This is a genomic window from Pseudomonas sp. GW821-FHT03A09 (genome assembly GCF_059421065.1).
The window spans coordinates 70826-94636 of the sequence record NZ_JBWKUX010000003.1 but is presented as its reverse complement, the minus strand read 5'-3'; the positions used below and the strand labels follow the sequence as shown (position 1 = coordinate 94636).

Annotated in this window: 22 protein-coding genes and 1 pseudogene; 15 read left to right on the top strand and 8 right to left on the bottom strand. The window is 61.8% G+C overall.

The annotated features are described in order from the left end of the window. Window positions 1-11 precede the first annotated feature (11 nt). Both hpaH and hpaI read left to right on the top strand, forming a co-directional pair. On the top strand, window positions 12-815 hold the full coding sequence (hpaH, locus tag AC07V4_RS05775; protein ID WP_492635629.1) for a 2-oxo-hept-4-ene-1,7-dioate hydratase: 804 nt from the start codon (window positions 12-14) through the stop codon (window positions 813-815). Between the two features lie 16 nt (window positions 816-831). Continuing rightward, a complete protein-coding gene (gene hpaI / locus AC07V4_RS05770) occupies window positions 832-1632 on the top strand; it encodes a 4-hydroxy-2-oxoheptanedioate aldolase (RefSeq protein ID WP_431752398.1) in 801 nt (266 codons plus the stop codon). Window positions 1633-1761: 129 nt separating this feature from the next. Here the strand turns inward: hpaI and AC07V4_RS05765 are convergent, their stop codons facing one another. Further along, the gene (locus AC07V4_RS05765; RefSeq protein WP_492635630.1) at window positions 1762-2721 is read right to left on the bottom strand and encodes a helix-turn-helix domain-containing protein; all 960 of its coding nucleotides are present in this window, start codon (window positions 2719-2721) and stop codon (window positions 1762-1764) included. Window positions 2722-3006: 285 nt separating this feature from the next. Here AC07V4_RS05765 and AC07V4_RS05760 point away from each other — a divergent pair, with 285 nt between their 5' ends. From AC07V4_RS05760 to AC07V4_RS05735, 6 genes are all read left to right on the top strand, one after another. Continuing rightward, complete coding sequence (locus AC07V4_RS05760; RefSeq protein WP_492635631.1) at window positions 3007-3540, top strand: 2,4'-dihydroxyacetophenone dioxygenase family protein; 534 nt, start codon at window positions 3007-3009, stop codon at window positions 3538-3540. Window positions 3541-3610: 70 nt separating this feature from the next. After that, window positions 3611-4870: an MFS transporter gene (locus AC07V4_RS05755; RefSeq protein ID WP_492635632.1), complete on the top strand. Its 1260-nt coding sequence runs from the start codon at window positions 3611-3613 to the stop codon at window positions 4868-4870. Then, complete coding sequence (locus AC07V4_RS05750) at window positions 4867-5925, top strand: 2,3-butanediol dehydrogenase (protein WP_492635633.1); 1059 nt, start codon at window positions 4867-4869, stop codon at window positions 5923-5925. The genes AC07V4_RS05755 and AC07V4_RS05750 overlap by 4 nt, the downstream gene beginning before the upstream one ends. Before the next feature lie 11 nt (window positions 5926-5936). Beyond that, on the top strand, window positions 5937-6662 hold the full coding sequence (locus tag AC07V4_RS05745; protein WP_492635634.1) for an SDR family NAD(P)-dependent oxidoreductase: 726 nt from the start codon (window positions 5937-5939) through the stop codon (window positions 6660-6662). A gap of 94 nt (window positions 6663-6756) precedes the next feature. Further along, on the top strand, window positions 6757-8031 hold the full coding sequence (locus AC07V4_RS05740) for a carbohydrate porin (RefSeq protein WP_492635635.1): 1275 nt from the start codon (window positions 6757-6759) through the stop codon (window positions 8029-8031). A 33-nt stretch (window positions 8032-8064) separates the two neighbouring features. Beyond that, window positions 8065-9696, top strand: coding sequence for a GMC family oxidoreductase (locus tag AC07V4_RS05735; RefSeq protein WP_492635636.1), 1632 nt, complete (start codon window positions 8065-8067; stop codon window positions 9694-9696). 111 nt (window positions 9697-9807) lie between these two features. Here AC07V4_RS05735 and hpaR read toward each other — a convergent pair whose 3' ends face one another. After that, entirely contained in the window at window positions 9808-10230 is a 423-nt protein-coding gene (hpaR, locus tag AC07V4_RS05730) for a homoprotocatechuate degradation operon regulator HpaR (protein WP_431752026.1), read from the bottom strand. Between the two features lie 208 nt (window positions 10231-10438). Between hpaR and AC07V4_RS05725 the strand changes: the two genes are divergently transcribed. The 5 genes from AC07V4_RS05725 to AC07V4_RS05705 are packed head-to-tail and all read left to right on the top strand — an operon-like array spanning window position 10439 to window position 14506. Further along, window positions 10439-11737 (top strand): NAD(P)/FAD-dependent oxidoreductase, encoded by a 1299-nt coding sequence (locus AC07V4_RS05725; RefSeq protein WP_431752021.1) that lies wholly within the window; start codon window positions 10439-10441, stop codon window positions 11735-11737. Between the two features lie 31 nt (window positions 11738-11768). Beyond that, on the top strand, window positions 11769-12134 hold the full coding sequence (locus AC07V4_RS05720) for a cupin domain-containing protein (protein WP_492635637.1): 366 nt from the start codon (window positions 11769-11771) through the stop codon (window positions 12132-12134). A gap of 12 nt (window positions 12135-12146) precedes the next feature. Further along, window positions 12147-12968, top strand: coding sequence for a molybdenum cofactor biosynthesis F family protein (locus AC07V4_RS05715; protein ID WP_492635638.1), 822 nt, complete (start codon window positions 12147-12149; stop codon window positions 12966-12968). Further along, window positions 12961-13761: an SDR family NAD(P)-dependent oxidoreductase gene (locus AC07V4_RS05710; RefSeq protein WP_492635639.1), complete on the top strand. Its 801-nt coding sequence runs from the start codon at window positions 12961-12963 to the stop codon at window positions 13759-13761. The genes AC07V4_RS05715 and AC07V4_RS05710 overlap by 8 nt, the downstream gene beginning before the upstream one ends. After that, the gene (locus AC07V4_RS05705) at window positions 13754-14506 is read left to right on the top strand and encodes an SDR family oxidoreductase (RefSeq protein WP_492635640.1); all 753 of its coding nucleotides are present in this window, start codon (window positions 13754-13756) and stop codon (window positions 14504-14506) included. Before AC07V4_RS05710 ends, AC07V4_RS05705 begins: the two co-directional genes overlap by 8 nt. A gap of 91 nt (window positions 14507-14597) precedes the next feature. Here AC07V4_RS05705 and feaR read toward each other — a convergent pair whose 3' ends face one another. From feaR to AC07V4_RS05690, 3 genes are all read right to left on the bottom strand, one after another. Then, window positions 14598-15530: a transcriptional regulator FeaR gene (feaR, locus tag AC07V4_RS05700; RefSeq protein ID WP_492635641.1), complete on the bottom strand. Its 933-nt coding sequence runs from the start codon at window positions 15528-15530 to the stop codon at window positions 14598-14600. A gap of 112 nt (window positions 15531-15642) precedes the next feature. Next, the gene (locus AC07V4_RS05695) at window positions 15643-16209 is read right to left on the bottom strand and encodes a DUF3156 family protein (RefSeq protein ID WP_492635642.1); all 567 of its coding nucleotides are present in this window, start codon (window positions 16207-16209) and stop codon (window positions 15643-15645) included. Further along, on the bottom strand, window positions 16172-17671 hold the full coding sequence (locus AC07V4_RS05690) for an APC family permease (protein WP_492635643.1): 1500 nt from the start codon (window positions 17669-17671) through the stop codon (window positions 16172-16174). The genes AC07V4_RS05695 and AC07V4_RS05690 overlap by 38 nt, the downstream gene beginning before the upstream one ends. Window positions 17672-17888: 217 nt before the next feature. Between AC07V4_RS05690 and AC07V4_RS05685 the strand changes: the two genes are divergently transcribed. Next, window positions 17889-19211, top strand: coding sequence for an alginate export family protein (locus tag AC07V4_RS05685; protein ID WP_492635644.1), 1323 nt, complete (start codon window positions 17889-17891; stop codon window positions 19209-19211). Between the two features lie 32 nt (window positions 19212-19243). Here AC07V4_RS05685 and AC07V4_RS05680 read toward each other — a convergent pair. Then, window positions 19244-19723 (bottom strand): annotated as a pseudogene (locus tag AC07V4_RS05680) (flavin reductase family protein); the annotation flags it as partial. A gap of 57 nt (window positions 19724-19780) precedes the next feature. Beyond that, the gene (locus tag AC07V4_RS05675) at window positions 19781-20950 is read right to left on the bottom strand and encodes a p-hydroxyphenylacetate 3-hydroxylase oxygenase component (RefSeq protein WP_492635645.1); all 1170 of its coding nucleotides are present in this window, start codon (window positions 20948-20950) and stop codon (window positions 19781-19783) included. Between the two features lie 235 nt (window positions 20951-21185). On the opposite strand from AC07V4_RS05675, the gene AC07V4_RS05670 reads away from it, so the two are divergent. Next, a complete protein-coding gene (locus AC07V4_RS05670) occupies window positions 21186-22673 on the top strand; it encodes an aldehyde dehydrogenase family protein (RefSeq protein WP_492635646.1) in 1488 nt (495 codons plus the stop codon). Window positions 22674-22841: 168 nt separating this feature from the next. On the opposite strand, the gene AC07V4_RS05665 is transcribed toward AC07V4_RS05670, so the two are convergent. After that, entirely contained in the window at window positions 22842-23774 is a 933-nt protein-coding gene (locus tag AC07V4_RS05665; protein ID WP_492635647.1) for a flavin-nucleotide-binding protein, read from the bottom strand. Between the last annotated feature and the right edge of the window lie 37 nt (window positions 23775-23811).

Genomic DNA, 23811 nt, shown 5'->3' with positions numbered 1-23811 from the left:
AGACCGTTGCCATGCTCGACTCCCAGCAAATCCTTGAGGCGGCCACCCGCCTGGACCGCGCCGAACGCAGCCGCGAACAGGTGCGCCAGTTTTCCCTCGACTACCCCGGCATCACGATCGAGGACGCCTACGCTATCCAGCGCGCCTGGGTCGCGCAGAAAATCAAGGATGGACGCACCCTCAAGGGCCACAAGATCGGCCTGACCTCACGGGCCATGCAGGTGTCGTCGAACATCACCGAACCCGACTACGGCGCCCTGCTCGATGACATGTTTTTCGACGAAGGCAGCGACATCCCCTTCGAGCGCTTCATCGTGCCGCGGGTGGAAGTGGAGCTGGCATTCATCCTCGGCAAACCCCTCAAAGGCCCGAACTGCACGGTGTTCGATGTACTCGATGCCACCGAGTGGGTAATCCCGGCCCTGGAGATCATCGACGCGCGCATCCAACAAGTCGACCCGCAAACCGCCGCGACCCGCAAGGTCTTCGACACCATCTCCGACAATGCCGCGAATGCCGGTGTGGTACTGGGTGGCCGCGCCGTGCGCCCCAACGACATCGACCTGCGCAAAGTGCCTGCGGTGTTGTATCGCAATGGCGTGATCGAGGAGTCCGGCGTGTCGGCAGCGGTGCTCAACCACCCGGCCAAGGGGGTGGCGTGGCTGGCCAACAAGCTGGCGCCCTATGACGTCACGCTGTTGCCGGGGCAAGTGATCCTAGGTGGCTCCTTTACCCGGCCGGTGGCGGCCAACCCGGGCGATACCTTCCATGTCGACTACGACATGCTCGGGTCGATTGCCTGCCGCTTCGTCTGAACCCTGGAGGATTGTCATGCACATGCCCATCAACCGCTTCAAACAACGCTTGAGCAACGGTGACGTACAGATCGGCCTGTGGCTCGGCCTCGCCGACGCCTACTGCGCAGAACTGGCCGCCAACGCCGGTTTCGACTGGCTGCTGATCGATGGCGAACACGCCCCCAACCTGCTGCAAGGCATGCTCGGCCAATTACAGGCTATCGCGCCCTACCCCAGCCAGGCATTGATTCGACCGGTGATCGGCGACAGCGCGCTGATCAAACAGCTACTGGATATCGGCGCCCAAACCTTGCTGGTGCCAATGGTGGAAAGTGCCGACCAAGCCCACGATCTGGTGCGCGCCATGCGCTATCCACCTGCTGGTATTCGTGGTGTCGGCAGTGCCTTGGCCCGTGCATCGCGCTGGAACAGTATTCCCGGTTACCTCGATCAGGCCGACGAGCAAATGTGCCTGCTGGTGCAGATCGAAAACCGCGAGGGCCTGGCGAACCTGGACGCGATTGCCGCCGTCGACGGGGTGGACGGGGTGTTCATCGGGCCGGCAGATTTGAGTGCGTCCATGGGGCATCGTGGCAATCCGGGGCACCCTGAGGTGCAAGCGGCGATTGAGGATGCCATCGTGCGCATCGTTCAGGCAGGCAAAGCGGCGGGGATTCTCAGTGCCGATGAAAGCCTGGCACGACGCTATATCGAACTGGGTGCAACGTTTGTGGCGGTGGGGGTGGATACCACGGTGTTGATGCGTGGGTTGCAGGCGTTGGCCGGAAAATTCAAAGGCGCGCCTGTGGCCGCAGAGGTAGGCGCAGTGTACTGAGTCAAAAGCTAGATCAACAGCAATGGGTGTTTGCCTGATGTATGGAGATCCAAATGTAGGAGCGCGCTTGATCTACGCCACTCAGATCAGCTTTAAAGGCCGCAACATCGCTCCCGGTTTCGATCACATCTAACGGGTGCGCGCTTCGCTGGGAGTCATTCCAAAGCGTGCCTTGAAGGCGCGGGCGAAATGTGCCTGGCTGGAGAACCCGTGTCGATAGGCTATCTCGGCGATGTCCAGGCGGCTTCCGCGGGGCGAGGCGAGTAACTGGCGGGCGCGCTCAAGGCGCTTCTCTTGCAGGTAACGACCGGGCGCCCCGCCCTCCTGGGCGAACAACCGCGCCAAGTGGCGACTGGAGATGCCGGCGGCGGCGGCCACTTGCTCACAAGTCAGCGATGGGTCGTCGAGGTGCTCCTGGATGTGTTGCTTGGCTGCCAGCAGGTAGGAGGCGCTCAGCGCACTGGCCCGATGCTCGCCGGTGTGGTCGCTGATGATGCTCGCCAGCAGGTTGTAAGCCTCTTCCTGGAAACGTCCTGCGCCGTCCTCCCGAGGAGCGTCGAAAAATCCCTGGGTGCGCTCGCCGAGGGAGCGCACCAGCAGGCGCTGAACCGCGGTCTCGGCGCCGATCTTCAGCGGCCCTTTGAGGTCGCGTAAACAGCGCTCGGCGAAGTCATCCTGGGGAATGTCGAAGATGAGCTGGCGCATCGGTCCCGAAAAGCCGAATACGTAGGGTTTGTCGGTCCGGTAGATCACCAGCTCGCCCGGCTGCAGCAGGTTGCAGCCGTTGTCCTGGTAGAAGAACGATTGGTTGCCCAGGACCAGGGACACGAAGATCGACTCCTTGGGGGCCGCGCGGACCATCGAGCGATCGCGCTCCACCACGTGTTCGTTGCCGCCGATGCTGGCCACCCGTAGGCGCTCGAGGCACAAGTTGTCCTGGGTCGCGGTGAAGCCGAATTGGGAATACGACGAACATTTCAGGCCAACCAGGATAGACGAGTTGTAGTTCTCCCAGAACTCCAGGCGCTGTTCCAAGGGGGTGTCCTGGGTGCTGGCCCGTCGGATTTCGAGCAAGGCATTTGCGGTCATTTTTATTCTTCTCGTTGAACGCTACGTGGACCTCCCGGATTTCAGGCAAGGCGTCCGGGTCAAGCCGCCGACGTTTCTCGATCGGCAGGAATGATGGGTGGCGTACGAACATTAATATCTTAATCAAGGTCGCCGTCAATCGCCTGCATGATCGACGGCAGGGAGCTGCGTCGCTCCCGTACCAGCGATGTCCGAAAAAGGTAAGCATCCCGGCCGCCAGGGTCAAACCCGCTCATCGGGTCCTCGTTATATTCGACTCACCCATAACAACGTCAGATGCCAATCATGCCCGAAGCCGCCAACCGTGAATTCTGGAAAGACCTGCAACCCATCCCTGACTGCTTCAAGCCCGACGCTAAACCGGAAGTCTACCTGCACAACGCGCCGACCGAGGACGAGAGCCTCTACGTGCCCTTCACCGAAACCGTCAAGTCGCGACCGCTGTGGATCTCGCCGAGCGAGAATCGCTGGTGCGACATCCTGATGTCGACGACTGCGGGCTTGGTCAACCGTCACTACCACCCTCACGAGGTGTTCGCCTACACCATCAGCGGCAAGTGGGGCTACCTGGAGCATGACTGGACCGCCACCGCTGGCGACTTCGTCTACGAAACACCCGGCGAAGGCCATACCTTGGTTGCCTACGAACACGAAGAGCCAATGCGCGCGTTCTTCATCGTCAAGGGCCCGCTGATCTGGCTCGACGAGAACGGTAATCCTGATGGTTTCTTCGACGTCCACGACTACATCGCGATGTGCCGCGAGCACTACGAGAAAATCGGCGTCGGCGCCGCTTACATCGACTCTCTATTCCGCTGACCCAAGACGCGCGCCGCGCCTTACCGACGCGCCCTCCCTGCTGGCCGGCCAACCCGGCCTGGAGACAGACATGGCACATAATAAAAAATCCGCCAGTTACGAAAACGTCCTCCTCAGCGTGCTGTTCCTGACCTTCGGATTCGTCTTCTTCGACCGCCTCGCGCTATCGTTCCTGTTCCCCTTCATGCAGAAGGAGCTGCAACTGAGCAATAGCCATCTAGGCATGCTCTCCTCGGTACTCGCCCTGGCCTGGGCAGTGTCCGGCGCGCTGGTCAGCGCCTGGTCAGACCGCCGCGGCCAGCGCAAGCCGTTGCTAGTCGCTGCGGTGATCCTGTTCTCATTGTGCTCGGCGCTGTCCGGGCTCGTTGGTGGTTTCTTCAGTCTGCTGCTGTTTCGCGGCATCATGGGCCTCGCCGAGGGACCGATCCTGCCGCTCTCGCAATCGCTGATGGTGGAGGCCTCTTCACCGCATCGGCGCGGTCTGAATATGGGCCTGCTGCAAGGCTCGGCAGCTGGCCTGCTAGGTGCGGTCATTGGCCCACCGTTGCTCGTAGCCTTGGCTCAGGCCTTCGGTTGGCGCCATGCCTTCATCGTCTCACTGCTGCCAGGACTGTTAATCGCCTGGCTGATCTGGCGCTATGTGCGCCCGGACCCAGCCCGCGAAAAGGTACCGGCAGTCAGTGCAGACGCGCCGAAAGGCAGTCGCCTGGCGTTGTTGAAGAGCCGTAATATCCTGCTCTGCACCCTGATCAGTTGCGTGTTCGTCACTTGGTTCATCGTGCTGATCTCCTTTACCCCGATCTTTCTGGTTAACACCCGCGGCTTCAGCCCGACCACCATGGGCAACCTGATGAGCTGCCTGGGCGCCGCATGGGTGGTCTGGGGCTTTGCCGTGCCAGCGATCTCCGATCGCATCGGTCGCCGACCTACCCTGGTGATCTTCTCCCTGCTCGCTGCCTGTTGCCCGCTGGCCATGCTCTACGCACCGGACGCCACCAGCCTTGGCTTGCTGTTGCTGCTGACTTACACCGGGCTCGGCTGCTTCACCCTCTTCATGGCCACCATTCCGGCGGAGACCGTGTCGCGCGCAATTGTTGCCACTGCCCTCGGCCTGATCATGGGGTTGGGAGAGCTGATCGGCGGTTTCGTCGCGCCCACCATCGCAGGCTTCGCGGCTGACCGCTTCGGCCTGTCCATCGTCATGTGGATCTCCTGCGGCGGCGCCCTGCTCGCCGCCGTCCTCTCGCTGTTCCTGCAAGAAACCGCGCCGGCGGTACTCGCCCGCCGCAGCGCTCCAGTGACCAACGCCATGCAAGGAAACCAATCATGAAAGCACTGCGCTGGCATGCTGCTCGCGACCTGCGCCTGAGCGACCTGGAACTCCCTGGACCTGGCACGGGTGAAGTCGAACTACGGGTTGCCTACTGCGGAATCTGCGGCAGCGACCTGCACGAATACCAGGACGGACCGCACTCAATTCCCCAAGCCGAGCCCCACCCACTCTCTGGCTGCCGTGCGCCACTGACCCTCGGTCACGAGTTTTGCGGCGTGGTCAGCGCCCTAGGCGCGGGGGTGGTGGACCTGAAGGTCGGCGACCGGGTAGCGGTAGAGCCGGAGTACCGCTGCGGCAAATGCCGTTACTGCCAAGAAGGCCGTTACAACCTCTGCGAATCGATGGGTTTCATCGGCCTGATGGGGGACGGCGGATTCGCTGAACGTGCACGGGTGCCTGCCTACATGCTGCACCGCCTGCCGGAGACCGTGAGCTTGCGTCAGGCCGCCGTGCTCGAACCGGCGGCCGTCGCCCTGCACGCCTTGTACCGCAGCAGCCTGGCGCCCGGGCAACGCTGCGTGGTGTTCGGTCTCGGCCCGATCGGTTTGCTGCTGGTGATGCTGGCCCGCCTTCGCGGCGTGGACGACATCACTGTCGTCGACCTCAGCCCGGAACGCCTGGCCCTGGCCGAAGAATTCGGCGCCACCCAGGTGCTCGACGCCAGGAACGCTGACACGGCAGCGCGGTTGCGAGAAGGCGGCGCCATGGATTGCGCCTTTGAAGCAGCCGGCAGCCAGGCCAGTCTCAACGCCGCTCTGGCCAGCCTGCGCAAGGGCGGCGAGTTGGTCTTGGTAAGCCTTATGGGCGAGGTCCGCCTGGACGCCTTTGACCTTGTCAACCGAGAGCTGCGCCTGCTTGGCAGCGTCGGCTACCGGGACGTCTATCCCGAACTGATCGCCCTGATCGCCGACGGCCATCTCGACCTGGCCCGTGCGGTGACTCGCAGCGTATCCCTGGAGCAGGCAGTGGACCAAGGTTTCGAAGCACTGCTGCGGGACAAGTCGCAGATCAAAATACTGGTCAACCCCAATCCGGACCTGGCCGACGCTTAAAGGAGCAAAGCATGATTTTTCAAGACAATCTCTATTTGCACCAACAGGTGCTGGTCACCGGCGGCACCTCCGGCATCGGTGCCACTATTGCCGTGCATTTCGCAGAGCTTGGCGCCGAGGTCCTGGCCGTAGGCCTGGCCGCTGACGGCGAACATGCACTACGCCACCCACGGGTCCGGCACCTGGAACTGGACATCACCGATCACCCACAACTGGAGCAGGTGTTCGCCGAACTGCCGAGCCTGAACGTGCTGGTCAACAGCGCCGGCATCAGCCGCGACCGTGACGAATACGACTTGGCGACTTTCGAGCGGGTGCTGCGCCTTAACCTGACCGCCGCCATGCACACGAGCCAGTTGGCCCGACCTCTGCTGGCGAAACGGGGCGGCAGCATCCTCAACATCGCGTCGATGTTCAGCACCTTCGGCTCAGCCGATCGCCCAGCCTACAGCGCCAGCAAAGGCGCCATCGTGCAACTGACAAAGTCGCTGGCAGGCGAGTACGCCGCCGAAGGTATTCGGGTCAACGCCATCGCACCCGGCTGGATCGACACGCCGTTGGGTGCCGGCCTCAAGGCTGACGTCGAAGCCACTGGCCGGATCATGCAACGAACACCGCTGGCGCGATGGGGCGAGCCGGTTGAAGTGGCCAGTGCCGCCGCGTTCCTTTGCAGCCCCGGCGCCAGCTTCATCACCGGCGCCGTGCTGGCGGTGGACGGCGGCTACCTCTGCGTCTGACACCTTACCGACATTAGCTGGCCATAGCCTGGAACCGCCTGCGTGGCGCAGGCGGACGTTCGCAAAAAAACAATAAAAAGACGAGTACCTTGCCATGAAAACCCTTCGCATTCTGCCGGTGCTGTTCTGCACCAGCGTCCTGACTCTGCCTGCGTATTGCGCCGAGAACATCCGCAGCGGGCCGCTGGCCGGACTCGGTGAACAACTCGAGCTGAACGGCGTGAGTACCCACGCACAACTCTGGAGCCTGTCGATGAAAAACCTCGATACCGGCCCAAGGCCTAACAGTTTTGGCAACAGTGGCGACCTGTTCGTCGGGGCTGATATCAACCTCGGCACCCTGGCGGGCCTCGAAGGTTCGGCATTTCATGTCGAAGAAACGGTCTTCATCCTCGATCAGGGCACCGGACAACCTACCTCACGCAACTGGCAAGGTGCCGCCGGCAGTTATTTCGGCGGCGCACCGATTCACAACGACATCACCAGCAACCAACTGAGCCTGCTGACCTTCGAACAAAAATGGCTCGACGGCCGGCTCGACCTGCACCTGGGACGCACCAATGCCCGGCGCTATTTCTACATCTACAACTGCGACACCGTGGTCACCTGCAATGACCCGATCATCGACTCATCTACCGGCGTGCTGCCACCGCCCTACGGCGCCTGGGGCGGCTACCTGAAATACCAGGTGAACCCAAGCCTGTACGTACACGCGGGGGCGTTCGAATCCAACCCGATGGACTACCTGAAAAAGCGCAAGGGCCTGGACTTCAGCACCGACGATGCCAGCGGTACCAGCTTCCTGCTGGGGATCGGCGGCAAGCCAGGCGACGACACCACCCAGTACGAACTCAACGCTTATTTCAACACCTCAAGGCAGATCGATCCCTTGACCGGTGCCAGTGACCACGGCACCGCTGGCGCCTTCTTCAAGTTCCGCCAAACGCTGTGGCGCGCCAACCTGCAAGGTTTACAAGTGTTCGGCTCGCTGTCGGCAGCCGCCGATGACAAGCAGCCCTTCAGCCATTTTGCCGAAGCCGGTCTGACCTATCTCGCGCCCTTCGACCGGCCACAGGACAAACTCAACTTCAAGGCCAGTTACCTGCGAATCAATCCGCACCAACTGGAATTTCAGCAGCGGATGCGCACCGACAACAACGGCGACCCGCGCTTGGGCGACCGCGATGTCTACGCGCTGGAAGCCAACGGTCACTTTGCCCTTAGCCGCAACTTATCCATTGAGCCGAGCGTGCAGTACCTGATCAATCCGGACAACTTCTACAACCCTGGCGCCCGAGAGTTGAGCGGTAATGGCTTTGTGGTTGGGCTGCAAGTGATGCTGGATGTCGGTTCGATGCTCGGGCTCTGAAGCTGTTTTTCTATCGTCAACGAGGTAATTGTCATGACCCAATCCCCCGCACACACGTTCGACTACATCGTGGTCGGCGCAGGATCGGCCGGCTGTGTGCTGGCCAACCGACTGTCTGCCGAACCCGGGGTTTCGGTGTGCCTGATCGAAGCAGGGCCCAGTGATCGCACGCTGTTTCCCGGGGCCTACATACGCACACCGGCGGGCATCATCCGCTTGATCGCCAATCCGAAATGGAACTGGATGCATCAGTTCGAACCCCAATCGGCCAGTGGTGACCAACCGATCCCCTGCCCTCGCGGTCGGGTCTGGGGCGGTTCAAGTGCGATCAATGGCATGATCTATGTGCGGGGCCACCGCAGCGATTACGATCGCTGGGGGGCGGCCGGCAACCGGGGCTGGGGCTACGACGACCTGTTACCGTACTTTCGCCGCTCCGAGCATTTCGAGCCAGGACCTTCGCCATGGCATGGTCAGAACGGCGAACTGAACGTCACTCACCAACGCAGCCCAAGCGCAGTCAACTCAGTGTTCTATGAGGCAGCGGCGCAAATGGGCTGGCGCTACAACAACGACTTCAACGGCGAAGAACAGGAAGGGTATGGTGCGTTTCACGTCACCCAGATCAACGGCGAGCGCTGCAGCACTGCCCGAGCGTTTCTCTACCCGGCGTTGTCTCGACCGAATTTAACCGTGCTCAGCGAGACCCTGACTCATCGGGTGTTGCTCGATGGCAAGCGTGCCGAGGGTGTCGAAGTCAGTCAGGGAGATCAGACGTTCACGCTCAAGGCCCGGCGTGAAGTGATCCTCAGCGCTGGCAGTATCAACTCACCCCAGCTGTTGTTGCTGTCCGGTATTGGGCCGGCCGAAGAACTGGCCCGCCACGGGATTACCCAGCACCACGAACTGCCGGGAGTCGGGCAAAACCTGCAGGATCACCAGGACATTGTCTTGATGTACCGCAGCGACAGCGAACTGGGTTACGGGCTGTCTGTTCGCGGAATGTTGCCATTGGCGGCCTCGCCGTTTCAGTACCTGGCAGCGCGACGGGGTCCATTGACCTCGAACACCGTGGAGTCCGGTGCCTTTTTGCGCCTCGATCCTGCCGATACCGCGCCGCAGTTGGGTCTGATTGTCGCCCCGGCATTGAAGAACCAGCCCCAACGCCTGGTTCCCGTAGGCCACGGCATCAGTTTGCACGTGGCGGTGATGCATCCCAAAAGCCGTGGCCAGGTGCGCTTGCGCTCTGCGGACCCGAAGGAAAAACCCCAGGTGGACGGCAACTTCCTCAGCCATCCAGAGGATTTGAACACCCTGGTAAAAGGCTTTCGCCTGGTGCGTAAATTGGCGGCGACTCCGGCCTTTGCCGAGCGCTTGAGAGGCGAACTGGTGCCTGGGCCGAAGGTCAGCAGCACTGAGCACATCGAGCAGTGGATCAGGGAAAACCTGGGCACCGTGTTTCACCCGATAGGCACCTGCAAAATGGGCAACGATCCCATGGCGGTGGTCGATGACCAACTGCGTGTCCACGGCTTGCAACGATTGCGGGTAGCTGACGCGTCGATCATGCCGACCCTGATTACCGGTAATACCAACGCCGGCGCAATCATGATCGGCGAGAAAGCCTCGGACCTGCTGCTGGGCAAAGTGCAGCCGGCGCGGTAGTACACCGAATGCTCCTGTGACGGACAGGTACTCAATCAACCTGAATAAAACGACCGTGGCCACCACCCAGCCAGCCCTAGCATTTTGATCGGTGCCGTTTGAAACACCCCCTCAACGCTTGATGTTCTTCAAATCCTCCAGCAGGCCCAACAGGGCCTCGAACTTCTCTGCACCCAGCTGATCCTGCAAGCGCTGGTAGTTGGCTTCCATGCAATGGCTCATGGATTCGAAACTCGCCTTGCCCTTGTCGGCCAGGGTCACCAACACACGGCGCTGGTCCTGCTCGGCCTTGCGCCGGTGCACCATGCCGGCAGCTTCCATGCGCACCAACACGCCGGTCATGCTCGGTTTGAGGATGCAGGCCAGTTCCGCCAACTGGTAAATCTCCAGCTCACCGTACTGTTCAAGGATGCGGATGATCCGCCATTGCTGTTCGGTCAGGCCGTGTTCGTTCAAGGACGGGCGGAAAAAGCTCATCGCGGCTTCGCGGGCTTGCAGCAGGGTCAAGGTCAGGGACTGGCGCGGTTTGGACATAGGGATCAGGGTCACGACGTATTTAGTTAATAATTTAACGAAACTCTAGCATTCCCGGCCAGCGAGCGCGCTATAACTTGTTGGCAGCACCTGCCCATGGCGCGCTGAATCAAATGCCTGGGCACGCAGGGTCAAGACTTCCATCCCGCCAGGGCCCCTAATGGAGGCATCCGCTTTAGAGCCTTCCTTCACCTTTTCAGGCTGCGCCATGATCAACATCGAAACCCCCACGTATTACACCGCCACCAAGAAATACAACCTCAGTTTCCCCACGCTGGAGCAGGACATCGACGCCGATGTGGTGGTGATCGGCGGTGGTTTTTCCGGCATCAACACGGCCCTGGAACTGGCGGAAAAAGGCATCACCAACATTGTGGTGCTGGAGGCACGCTACCTGGGCTTCGGCGGAACCGGCCGCAATGGCGGGCAGATCATGGCCGGCATCGGCCATGACTTGGAGAAGATCAAGAAAGACGTGGGCGAAGACGGTCTGCGCCAGGTGTTCGAGATCAGCGACCTGGGCGCCGACATCATCAAGAACCGCATCGCCAAGTACAACATCGACGCGGATTTTTGCCACGGCTACGGCTACATGGGTTTCAACGCCCGCCAGGAAAAAACCCTGCGCGCCTGGGAAAAAGACTTCAAGTCGATCAACAGCCAGCACGAAATACGCTTTCTCGGCGGTTCCGACGTGCAGCAGATCATCGGCTCCAAGGCCTACACCAGCGCCCTGCTGCACATGGGCGGCGGGCACGTGCATTCGCTGAACCTGCTTCTGGGCGAAGCTACCGCATTGGCCAGCCATGGCGTGCGGATATTCGAGAACAGCCCGGCGCTGGAAGTCAGCTACGGCGAACGCATCACCGTGCGCACCGGCCGTGGTTCGGTGCGGGCGAGCAAGTTGCTGTGGGCCTGCGACAGTTTCCTCAACAAGCTGGAGCCGGAGCTGCACCGCTCGACCATCAACACCTACGCGTTCCAAATGATGACCGAGCCGTTGTCCGAAGAGCTGATCCAACGCATCAGCCCAATTCGCGGGGCCTACAGCGACATTCGCCCAGTGATCGACTACTACCGCGTTACCAACGAGAACCGCCTGCTGTTCGGCGCCGCGACGCCGTTGGTGGAACATATTCCCGGCGACCTCAAGGCCTGGAACCGCAACCTCATGCTGAAGATTTTCCCCTACCTCAAGGACGTGAAGATCGACCTGGCCTGGGGTGGCCCGATGGCCTGCAGCCCCAACCTGTTCCCACAGATCGGCACCTTGCCGGGGCGCAGCAACGCGTTTTTCGTGCAGGGCTACTCCGGCTTCGGCGTGACCCCCAGCCACATCATCTGCAAGGTCTTGGCCGAAGGCATGAGCGAAGGCTCGGCGCGCTACGACCTGGTCAGCTCGATTCATCGCCCGACCATCATCGGCAAGGACGCGATTCGCCCCTTGCTGCTGACGGCGGGTAAATCCTGGCACCAACTTTCCGGTTATTGGAACGGGCGCCGCTAACCCTATTTTTTACTCAACTGGAGCAACTGCCATGACCCTCACTACCCTCAAGCACAACGTCCAGCTGTCGGAACTCGACCCTTGGGGCACCGTGGCCGACCTCGGCTCCGAGATCCTCGAAGGCGAGGTACGCGCCTTCGGCAAGATGACCTTCGGCGCCCCCACCGACCCGGTCAGCAGCGCGTACTTCGGCACCACCCAGGGCAAGTTCCGCATGGTCTACCCGTTCGCTGAACAGGCCACGGTGGTCACTGGCGAAGTGGTGCTGACCGACGAAACCACAGGCCAATCCACACGCTACAGGGCCGGTGACAGCTGGTTCGTGACCAAGGGCACGCCCGTGCTGTGGGAAGTGGTCAGCGAGAGTTTCGTCAAACACTACTTCGCCGTCGCGTAAGGAGGCGTTGCCATGACAAGCTCTCCAGACTGGATCACCGTGGGCGCCCTGGCCGACGGTTTTGCCCCGCAAGCCTTTATCCTGCCCAACCTCGCCGAACTGGCCGGCAAGACCTTCACCCTGCACTTCGCCAATGGTTGGCAGATCGAGCATCGTTTTGAACAGGAGCGCCTGGCCTGGCACGCCGCCGACGGTCACTCCAGCGGCAGCGCGCCTTACCGCGCCACCTCGATCCGCCCAGGCCTGTACCTGGTGGACTTCATCAAACAGGAGGCTGGGCACAGCTGGTCGATCAGCCTGGTGCTGGATACGCCGAACGCATCGTTCACGGCGGTGATCGGCCGTCTGCCGGATCAGCAAGCCACCCACGAAGGTCTCTACCACAGAGCCCTGGCCGGCAAGCCGCTGACCTCGGTCGAAGTCGACTTCCTCCACGGCAGCCTCGATCGTCCGTGGCAAGCCGGGCATTGCCAACATGCCCCCACCGACGAACTGGTGGGCCTGCGCAACCAATACCGCTATAGCCCCAGCGAAGTCTACGAGCACATCTACCTCAATGAACGCTTCTATGCCTGGCAGTGTTTGAAGGGTGTGGAGCAAGGCCTGTGCGATACCGACCGCTGCCATTACTACAAGATCGCCGATCAGTTGTACCTGTTCGTGTGGCAGGAAAAGATCGTGCCCACCCTAGGCCTGGTGCTGATCGACCTGCAACAGCATCGCAGTGACGGCAAAATCTTCGGCTATGCCGGGACGTCGTTCGATGCGCTGTCGAACTTTCCGGTCAGTTCCTATTGCCAGGTGCTCAACCGCACGGAGTACCCCCGTGACTGAGCCGCGCACGGTACTGATCACCGGGGCCGGCACCGGCATCGGCGCGGCCTGCGCACGGTTGTATGCCGAAGAAGGCGCACGCCTGGTGCTGGTGGGCCGGCGTCGCGAGCCGCTGGAACAGGTGGCGCGCGAAACGGGTGGGCTGATCCTGGTGGGCGATGCCGCCTGCCCGGACACCTGGGAGGGTTTTATCCGCCAGATCCGCGAGCATTACGGCCGCCTCGATGTGCTGCTGACCTGCGCTGGCGGGCATGGCCTGGGTAGCGCGACCCAGACCCTCCCCGCCACCTGGGCAGACGCCCTGCGCAGTAACCTCGACAGCGCGTTCTACAGTGCCCGCGCCTGCCTGCCGCTGCTGCAGGCAAGCGCAGGCAACATCGTACTGATCGGCTCCATTGCCTCACTGGCAGCGGGGCCTGAAGTGTGCGGCTACACCACGGCCAAGCATGCGTTGCTGGGGTTGAACCGCTCATTGGCACGGGACTACGGTCCTCACGGCGTGCGGGTGAACGCAGTATGTCCGGGCTGGGTACACACGCCCATGGCCGATGCGGAAATGCAGCCGTTGATGGACACTTATGGCGATAGCTTGCAGCAGGCCTATGCACGGGTGTGCGCCGACGTCCCTTTGCGACGTGCCGCCCAACCAGAGGAAATTGCCAAGGTGTGCCGCTTCCTGGCATCCAGCGATGCCTCGATCATGACCGGCGCCACGGTGGTGGCCGACGGTGGTTCAAGCATCGTCGACGTCCCGACCCTGGCCTTCGCCCATTTGGAGAACCTTCATGAATGACCTGGAATTCAGTGGGCAAGTGGTGTTGGTCACTGGGGGTGCCCAAGGTATCGGGCGTGGCATCGTCGAAGCGTTCGCCCAGCGTGGCGCGCGGGTCGTGATTGCCGATCGCCTGTTGGTGCAGGCCCAGGGCGTGGCCGCTGAGTTATGCGCGCAAGGTTATTGCGTGGAGGCGCTGGGTGTGGACCTGGCAGAAGCCGAGGCGGTATTCGACTGCGTCAAGGGGCTGACCCGGCTCGACACCGTGGTGCACAACGCCGGCTATTTTCCATTGACCGCCTTGGAAGACATCACCCCGGCGCTCCTGCAGCGCACCTTGGCGGTCAACCTGTCGGCGCTGTTCTGGCTGACTCAGGCAGCGCTGCCGATGTTTCGCGCACAAGGCCGAGGCTGTGTGCTGGTGACGTCCTCCGTTACCGGCAACCGGGTCGGCTACCCTGGGCTGAGTCATTACGCGGCGTCCAAGGCCGGGGTCAACGGGTTTATCCGTAATGCGGCGCTGGAGTTGGCGCCGTTGAACGTGCGGGTCAACGGTGTAGAGCCCGGCATGATCGCCACCCCGGCAATGGGCAATCTGGGCGACGCCTCGCTGAACGACAGCATCGCCAGCCGCGTACCCCTGGGGCGTTTGGGCGTAGCGGCGGATATCGCGGGAGCCATGCTGTTTCTAGCGTCCGACCTCGCCAGCTACATCACCGGTCAGACCCTGGTGGTGGATGGTGGATCTACCCTGCCGGAAGTCTGACCCTCTTCAAACTCTAATTGTAGTGAGCGGGCTTGCCCCGCGCTGGGGGGGCAAGCCCGCTCACTACAACTGGGCAAGCCTCCCTCCCACATTAGGCCTGCAACCGGCTCGACCGGAAGTCCTTCGGCGACACCTCGAACTGCTTCTTGAACGACCGGCTGAAGTGCGCCGAATCGGTAAAGCCCCATTTGTAGGCAATCGAGGTGATCGACTCGCTCCTGAGGAACGGGTTGGTCAAGTCATCCGCACTGCGCTTGAGCCGCGCCCGCTGGATATAACGGCAGACGCTGTCGTCCTGCTCCTCGAACAAGCGGTACAGGTGGCGCACGGAAATGTTGAGCCGATTGGCCAGGCCAATCGGGCTCAGGCCCGGCTGGCTGAGGGACTCATCAATCACCTTCTGCACATAGCTGCGCAGGTTATTGCCCTGCAACGCCGCCACGCCGTCACGGCACTCATTGCCAAGTTCCAAAGCCGAGCCCAGCAGCGAGACAAACGCCGTTTGCAACGCCTCGACCTCACCCGCGCCGTCTTCGGTGTCGTCCTTGCACAACTGGTCCATCAGCACGTGCAACATGCGCCCACAGGCTTTGGTCGAGGAAATCTTGCCGAAGGCACGGGCTTCACCGCCCACGTGCTTGCACACGTCTGCACGCGAGAGGGATAGCGAGGCGTGTTCAATCAAGCCAAAGGGCGTGATTTCGATAGAGCCGACCGAGTCCATCAGCAGCATCTCGCCGGGGGCCAGTTGCAGGGTCTGACCGTTCTGTACGATCTGCGAGTAACCGCTGCGCTGGCTGACCAGGAAACACTCCTGGTCGTTGTCGTGGTCGGCGTGGTGCGTCGGGCGCTTGATCAGCCCGGCGTTGGTGCGCAGGATAGCCAGGCCGCGCGGCAGGTTGTGAATCTCGCCGATGAACAGCGAGCGATTGAAGGCCAGTTCGGTATCGAAGTGACCGCACGCGGCGCGCAGCTCGCTGTTCCAGCTGTCGAGCCCGTCGTTTACCTGCTGTGGGATGCTCATGAGGTGCCTCCGCAATGGCTTCTTTTTGTTGTTCTGATGCAATAGTTAACATGTTATCTATATGCACGCAACAACTACCTGTTTGCCATTGCAGAAGCACTAATGATGCCAATCAGAGGTTCGACAATACCCGTTGCAACCCGGCCAGCGTCGCAAACAAATGCCCGCGCTGCTCAGGGCTCAGGGCGATGTAACGCCGAAACGCCGGCATGCGATTGACCACCTCACTGCCGCCCATATGCTCCAGCCGTACGCACCATTGCTGGCCCTCCAGTTCGATGCGCAGGCGTTTGAAATCAAGCGGCATCAACGCTTGGAACAATGCCTCGTCGGCCAGTAATCGCGCCTGCAACTCGCGGCCCAATGCCTGGCTGCCGGAGCGGTGTCGTACGCGAACGCCATTGCGCCGAATCGCGCCGCCATGGTGCACCTCGAAGCGCCCCACGCCCCCTGTCTGAGCAGGTACGCGCAGGACAAATTCGGTCAGTACCAGGTGCATCAACAACTGCGACTCGGTGCGCTCGACAATCTCAAACGCCAAGCCACCGACTTCAAGATTCGCCAGCCCAAGATTACGCCGCAAGCGCGCCAGCGTTACCCCTGGCTGGTATCCGGCCGGGGCACGATCGGCGCGGAACCAGTCAAACAGTTTTTGCCGCAAAGTCGTCATAACCATCATGGGGCAGCCCGGGCTCGTTGCTGAATTCCTTGGCCAGCACCTCCTCCACGGAGGCCGGCTTGAAGGGGTTGACCTTCTGCACCACCAGGGTCCAGAACAGCGCATACGCCGCCGTCACGCCCAGCATCACGCCGAACGGCACGTAGATATCGGCCGGGTTCATGCCAGGGGGTGTGATAAACCACATGCCCAGCAAAATGCCGATGCTCGACGCGATCTGCGGCAGCGGAAACCATGGCGAGCGGTAGGCCCGCGGCAGATCCGGGCGGCGGATGCGCAGGATCACCACCGACACCGTCACCAGCAGGTAGGCAAAGCTCCACGCGCACACCGCCGCCAGTACCAAATGCATGATGTTGTCGGTATTGCCGCCCAGGTACAGCGCGTGCAGGCAGGGAATCAGCATCGCCACCAGGATGCACAGCAGCGGCGTCTTGAAGCGCGGGTGCAGGTAAGTGAAAACCTTGGGTAGCGCACCGTCCACCGCCATGCCGTAGAGGATACGCGGCACGCCGGCCATCAGGGTATTGATGGTGGCCGCCCCGGCAAACAGAAAGCCGATGCCCAGCCACAATGGACCGACCTGCCCCATCACCTGCTCGGCGAACTTGGGGATGGCCATGGGTGTGTCCAGCAGGTGCACACCGGACGCAGCGTCCAGCACCACATTTTCCACCTGGCGTTTCATCGCCGCGCCGTAGATGAACATGCAGGTGGCCACCCCCATCAGCCCCAGCATCATTGCACGTGGCATCACCTTGGCCGATTGGCGCAGGTCCGGCGCCAGCGGCGTGACGAACTCGCAACCGACGAACATGAACATCGCCATGCCCACCAGCGACAGCACAGTGATCAGGTCGGTGCCCACCAGCGACGCACCGAACCAGCCGTCCAACTGCACCGCTGGGGCGGCGATCAGGCCCAGCACGCCAAACACCATCAGGGTGGTCCACATGCCGAAGGTGAGGATGATTTCTGCGCGGCCAAAAGCGCTGACACCAAAAGCATTCAGTACGCCGAACACAATCACGAAGCCCACGCCCAGCAACCATGAGCCGCCCGCCGACTCGGCTAAGGTATTGAGGTGCTCGAAGTTCACCAAGGCCATGACCCCGGAGAGAATGGTTTCGGCGGTGCCGGCAAACACATGCACGATCAGGTAGGCCGACAAAGTGCCGGTGATCGCAAAAAAACGCCCCATGCCGCAGTTGATGTAGTCGTACACCGAGCCGGTGGTGGGCAGGATCGCAGCGGCTTCGGCGAAGGTGGTCGCCTGGGCCAGCATCATCACCACGGCGATCAGCATCGCCAGGGCAAACGCACTGCCACCGATGCCGAAACCCATGGTGGCGGTGAGTATCACCGGGCTGGCCATGATCAGGCCGATGGTACTGGCCAACGCGGTGGGAAAACCTACCGTACCCCGGTTGAGGTGCGCGGTGAGTCGGTCATTGCTCGACATGGTGGGGTCCTCGAAAGCGGTTTTTTTAATGTGTCGGCACTCTGCGCCCCACCCGAGTTGCTCGTCTTGCCCCTGTCTGCCGCCGGTTTTGTTGCTCCCTGCCACAACGTGTTGGCTGGCGGCCAGGGTCAATTCCCTGGCACGCAAATGAAAGACTTCAGCGTCCAGCGCTCGTCCTAATGCGCCCTCACTCTTAACCAAGATGGGGACAATAACAATGGAGCACACACTGAAAAACCGCCGCCTGCGCCAGACGGTCATGCTGGGTTTCACCTTGCTGGTCGGCCACGCCCAAGCCATCGAACTGTACGCCGATAGCGACACCAAGATCACCGGCAACTTTCTCGCCGTATACGGCATGTTCAACAGCCCCAAGAACTATGACGGTCGTAGCGGCGGCTCGACTTGGCGCGAGGCGTTCATCAAATATGGCCTGAGCGTCGAGCAAAGCCTGGGCCACTTCGGCGGGGTGTATGGCACGGCCAACCTGGTGAGTTCCGGCACTTGGGGCGATGGCGATGCGTCCGGGGTCACCAACGGCAAGGAGCGCACCACCAGGTTTGATGAAGCCTTTGCCGGCTGGCGTTCCGGCGACCTGTTCCCCGCGCTGGGCAAGGACGGTGTGGACCTGTCCTTCGGCCGGCAGGTCATCACCCTGGGTGATGGTTTCATCGTCAACGACAACGGCCCCAACCTGGGCAAGGGCGTGGGCGATGGCCAGTTCAATCGCGGCGGCGCCTACTACATCGCCGCGCGCCATGCTTTCGACAAGACCGCAGTCATCCGCCTGGGCGGCAAGGACGGCGTGCATGGCAGCCTGATGTGGATCAAGTCCGACAACCCGGCCCAGGCCAAGACGGAAATGGCCGCCGGTACCCTGGACTACAGCGCAGCGCCGGGCACCTTGGGCCTGACCTATATTCACGGGATCGACGTAGACGAGCGCTTCGCCAGCGAGGTGCAGCGCCAGCGCAAGGGCATGAACATCTACAGCCTGCGCGGTGCCGGCAATGCCGGAATCGATAACGCGCACTTCGCCTTCGAACTCGCGCGCCAGGACCGTCGCGACAGCCAGGAAAACGCCGGTTACGCCGAGGCTGGCTACACCTTCGCCGACCTGCCGTGGTCACCGGACCTGACCTACCGCTATGCGCGTTATTCGAAAAACTGGGACGCCATGTCCTCAGGCTTCAACCGTGGCTACGGCACCTGGGTGCAGGGCGAAGTCGCGGGCAACTACTCCGGACCGTACAACACCAATACAGCGGTGCAACACGTGGCGCTCAAGGTCAAGCCGCTGGACAACGTCACCCTGGGCGCACTGTTTTTCGACTACAGCACCGTCAGCACGCAGGGCCAGCTGAACCTGGACGGGCGCGAGCTGGACCTGTACGCCGAGTGGGCGGTGAACGAGCACCTGATCATCACGCCGCTGTTGGGCCTGTACAAACCCAACAAGGACGCCGAGACCGGCGGCAACCAGATCGGTGGCAACGGCACCAATGTCTACAGTCAGTTGGTGGTCGCCGTACCGTTCTGACTTCCCTCGGGCGCGCAGGGACGCAGCGCCCGGACCTCGGCGTAGGTGCCTTGGTGATACAACAGCGGCGCCCGCCCGAAGTCGTCGAAGGCCACCACCTTGCCGATCATGATCCAATGATCGCCGCCGTCCACTTGCTGGTATTTCTCGCAGTGAAAGCGCGCAGAGCAATCGGCGAACACCGGCGAACCGCCCTCCCCAGGCTCATACTCGATCAAGGCAAAACGGTCTTCACGGGGGCGCGCAAAGTTATTGGAGAGGTGCACCTGATCCGCCGCCAGCACGTTCACCGCAAAGTGGCTGGCCTCCTCGAACACTTCATGGCTATTGGAGCGCTTGTCGATACTCCACAGCACCAGGGGTGGGTCAAGGGACACCGAGTTGAAACTGTTGGCCGTCACGCCGACCTTGCGCCCGGAGGCGGTAGCGGCAGTGACCACGGTCACGCCAGTGGCGAAATTACCCAGGGCGCGACGAAAGGCCCGTGGATCGAAAAGCTGGCTGTCAGACATGCAAGACTCCCGGGCGGCTGCAAACGATCGCCCTGATTATTGTTGTGGATGAACCCATCAGACCATGCTCGGGTCCGGCTCCAGGCCCATCAGCTCACGGCCGAGGATCTGCGCGCAGACGTCGTAGTCGGTATAGGCATGGGCGCCGGTCATATGGGAATCGCGGAACAAACGCTGCATCTCGTTGTGTTCGAACCAGGCATTCCCCCCAGCTGCAGCGAACAGCCGGTCCACGGCTTCGATGCACATTTTTGTCGCGTAGGCTTGGTTGGTGCGCCAGAACGCCAAGGTTTCGCGGCTCGGGTAACGCTGCGCGGCGCTGTGTTCGGCGTGGTCCTGCCAGGTCTTTTCGAGGAATGCACGGGCGGCAGCCACCTGATGCGTGGACTCGGCCAGGCGCATCAATGCCGGCGTGGCTGCGCCCACGGCAGCACCGGTGTAGGCGCGCACGCGGTTTTTGGTTTTCTCGCGGAACACCTCCAGCATGCGCTCGGCCACCCCCAGGCTGACGGTGGAGAACCCACTGGCGAAGTACGGCCGATACGGCGCGTAGAAAATCCGGCTGTCGGGGTAAAGGCCAAAACCTGCCGACTTGCCTTCCATCATGTCCTTGGCCTTCTGGATACGGTGTTCGGGCACCCAGGCGTTGTCGATGACCAGGGTCTTGGTGCCGCTGCCTTTCATGCCCGCGGCGTACCAGTCATCGCGGATCTGATAGTCGCCGCGCGGCAGCACCGCGAAGCAGTAATCCTGGGTGCCTTCGGCGTTCTGGCGACGGCAACCGACAATCGCCCACTCGCCATGGTCACAACCACTGCTCCAGCCCATTTCACCACTGAAGTGCACGCCGCCCTCGCCCTCCGTCACGCGCCCGAACGGCGCGATACTGCTGCTGGCTGTGGCGTCCGGGTTCTCGCCCCAGATCTCCTGCTGCAAGATCGGCGAGAACAACGCCAACTGGTGGCTGTGAGTGCACAACAAACTCATGGCCCAGGCGGTGCTGGCGCAACTGCCGGCGAGCAGCGCGATACAGTCGGCAAACTCGGGCAATGACAGCTCCAGGCCGCCGAATGCCTTGGGCTGAAAAGCACGATGCAAGCCGATGCTTTTGAGCAACGCGATGTTTTCATCCGGTACCTGGCGCAGTTGTTCTGCACGCGTGGCGTTCGCAGCGATGGCGGGCAGGAGAGGCTTGAGGTCTTCGAGCAACGGGTTTGGCTTTTTCATGGAAGGCCCTGCTTATTATTGGAAGTCCGGCACGCGCTCCAAGATCAGGAGCGACGCAGGATGCAGGGCCAGTATCGAACGCGTTGCGCAGGCGGAAAATGCACGTTTCACAGGCAAGGTTGTACTTTTCGCAAGCACGGCAGGCACAGGCATAAAACCTGGCAGGCACAGTCAAGCCGCTTCGGCAGTCCTTGGTTACCCTCGGTTTTTCTCAGTGAACTGCCAGGAACCTGCCATGAGCGATACCCCACTGCTGCCTCAAGTCGAAGCCTTTTTGCGTCGCCGCCATGGGTTGTTCATCGATGGTGTCAACGTGCCGAGCCATGCCGACCAGACCTTGGCCGTCACCAACCCGGCCACCGGCCAAGTCATCGCCCAGGTTGCCGATGCCGACCTTGCGGATATCGACGCGGCCGTCAGCTCCGCCAACCGTGGCTTTGCGCTGTGGTCCCAGGCCGCCCCTGCGACGCGCGGCAATGTGCTGCTCAAACTGGCTGACCTGCTCGAACAAAACCGCGAAGAGCTGGCGCAGATCGAAACCTGCCAATCGGGCAAGATCATCCAGATTGCCCGCGCCTTCGAGGTCGACCAGGCCGCACATTTCTTGCGTTACTACGCCGGTTGGGCCACCAAGATCAGTGGCCAGACCATCACGCCGTCGCTGCCCTCCTTCAATGGCGAGCGCTACACCGCGTTTACCCTGCGCGAACCCGTGGGTGTGGTGGTGGGTATCGTGCCGTGGAATTTCTCGACCATGATCGCCATCTGGAAACTTGCCTCGGCGCTGGTGACCGGTTGCAGCATCATCATCAAACCCAGCGAGTTCACGCCGCTGACCCTGCTGCGCATCGCCGAACTGGCGATTGAAGCCGGGCTGCCGGCCGGCGTGCTTAACGTACTGACCGGTGGCGGCCACGTCGGCAAGGGCCTGGTGGAACACCCAGGCACCCACAAGGTGTCGTTCACCGGCTCCGTGCCCACTGGCATCGCCGTGGGCCGTAGCGCCATGGGCGCTGGTTTGACCCGTGCGACCCTCGAATTGGGCGGTAAAAACGCAGCGGGCTTCCTGCGCGACATCGACGTGGACAAAGCCGTGGAGGGCATCATCGAAGCGGGCTTTCTGCATTCCGGGCAAATCTGTGCGGCGGCCGAACGCTTCTTCGTGCACCGCTCGCAAATCGACGCCGTCCTGGAAAAACTCAGCCAGCGCCTCAGCCGCCTGACCATTGGCTCGCCCTTGGACGAACGCACCGAGTTCGGCCCGGTGACCCACCGCCAGCATCAGCTGAAACTGCTCGGTTACTTCAACCAGGCCCGCGCCGAGAACAATACGATCATCCACGGTGGCAACCTGCTCGACCGCCCAGGGTGCTATGTCGAACCCACGGTCATCCTGGCCAACAGCATCAACGACACCCTGCTCAACGAAGAAACCTTCGGCCCTATTGCCACCTTCCTGCCCTACGACAGCGAAGACGAACTGCTGACCCTGATGAACAACAGCCCCTTCGGCCTCAGCGCCAGCCTGTGGACCCACGACCTGGGCAAGGCCCTACGCATGGTGCCGGCCATCCAGGCAGGCACGGTGTGGGTGAACATGCACACACTACTCGACCCCGCTGTGCCGTTTGGGGGCAACCGGTCTTCGGGGGTGGGTCGGGAGTTTGGCAGTGCGTTTATCGAGGATTACACCGAGCTCAAGTCGGTGATGATTCGGTATTGAGCAATCAGAAACGCAGAACCATTGTGGGAGTTGTCGAGCTTTAGCGAGGCTACGATGGGGCCGTGTCAGGCGGTAAAATCGTCGGCTGACAGAATGCTATCGTAGCCTCGCTAAAGCTCGACAACTCCCACATGTAATCTTCACAAGGCTGAATAAACGGCGACAGGGCTACCAACTTCCCGTCGCCAGGCTGAACGGTGAGAACTCAGCAAACTGCCAACGCAGCGCCAGTGCCGCCGGACGTCGTACGGCCTGCTGCACGGTCACCGTCCATAACCGTTGCGCCCCCTCGAAGGCCGCCACTTGCGGGCCATCGAGGATCAACGTGGTGCGCCCGGCCACCTGTAGCACATCCCCTGATTCAAAATCGACAAACAACAACCCCGCTACCGGGTTGATCTGCAAGTTGCCTAGGGTGTTGAAGAACTGGTTGCCGGCAAAGTCGGGAATGGTCAACACGCTGCCCTCCACCCGCACAAAACCGCGGTTGCCGCCGCGATGGGAGACGTCCACCGAGCGTTTGCCCTCCACGTCGACGTAGCTGGCGACGAAGAAAGTGTCGGTGTTGCGGATCATCGCTTGGGCCGCATCGTCCAAACCCTCAAGACGTTCAACCTGCGTGCCGGGTCTACGGGCAATCGAATCGACCGGGCGCAGTTGGATGTACTTGGGGCAATTGCCGAACGTATGCACCACGTCGACCGAAAAGCCCTCGTGATCGAGCGCGCCAATGCGTCCGTTCATGCGGTTGCGGCGGCGGGTGTTGAGGTCGATGCCGAGCAGGCCGACGGACGCGCCTCGGTGTAACGCCGCACGCGCCGGGTCGCCGGAAGACGGCAAGCTGTCGATCTGTAAAGTGTGTGGATCGGGTGAATGGGCAAATCCCGGCGCCCCTTCAATCATCGTCGCCCAGGGAATACCTTGCTCGTCCACCACACCCAGCATCAAGTAAGGCAACAACGGGTAGAAATCCCGGTGCTGTTCGGGCAGGTGATCGCGGATCACCTTGGGCCCGACCACGGCCATGCGGTCGGCCACGCCCACCACTTCTTGTACCTGCCGTTCGCCGGCATGCCAGGGAGATTGTTCGATCAGGTTCATGGCGAGCACCTCGTGTTGGATGCGTCGATGCTGCGCC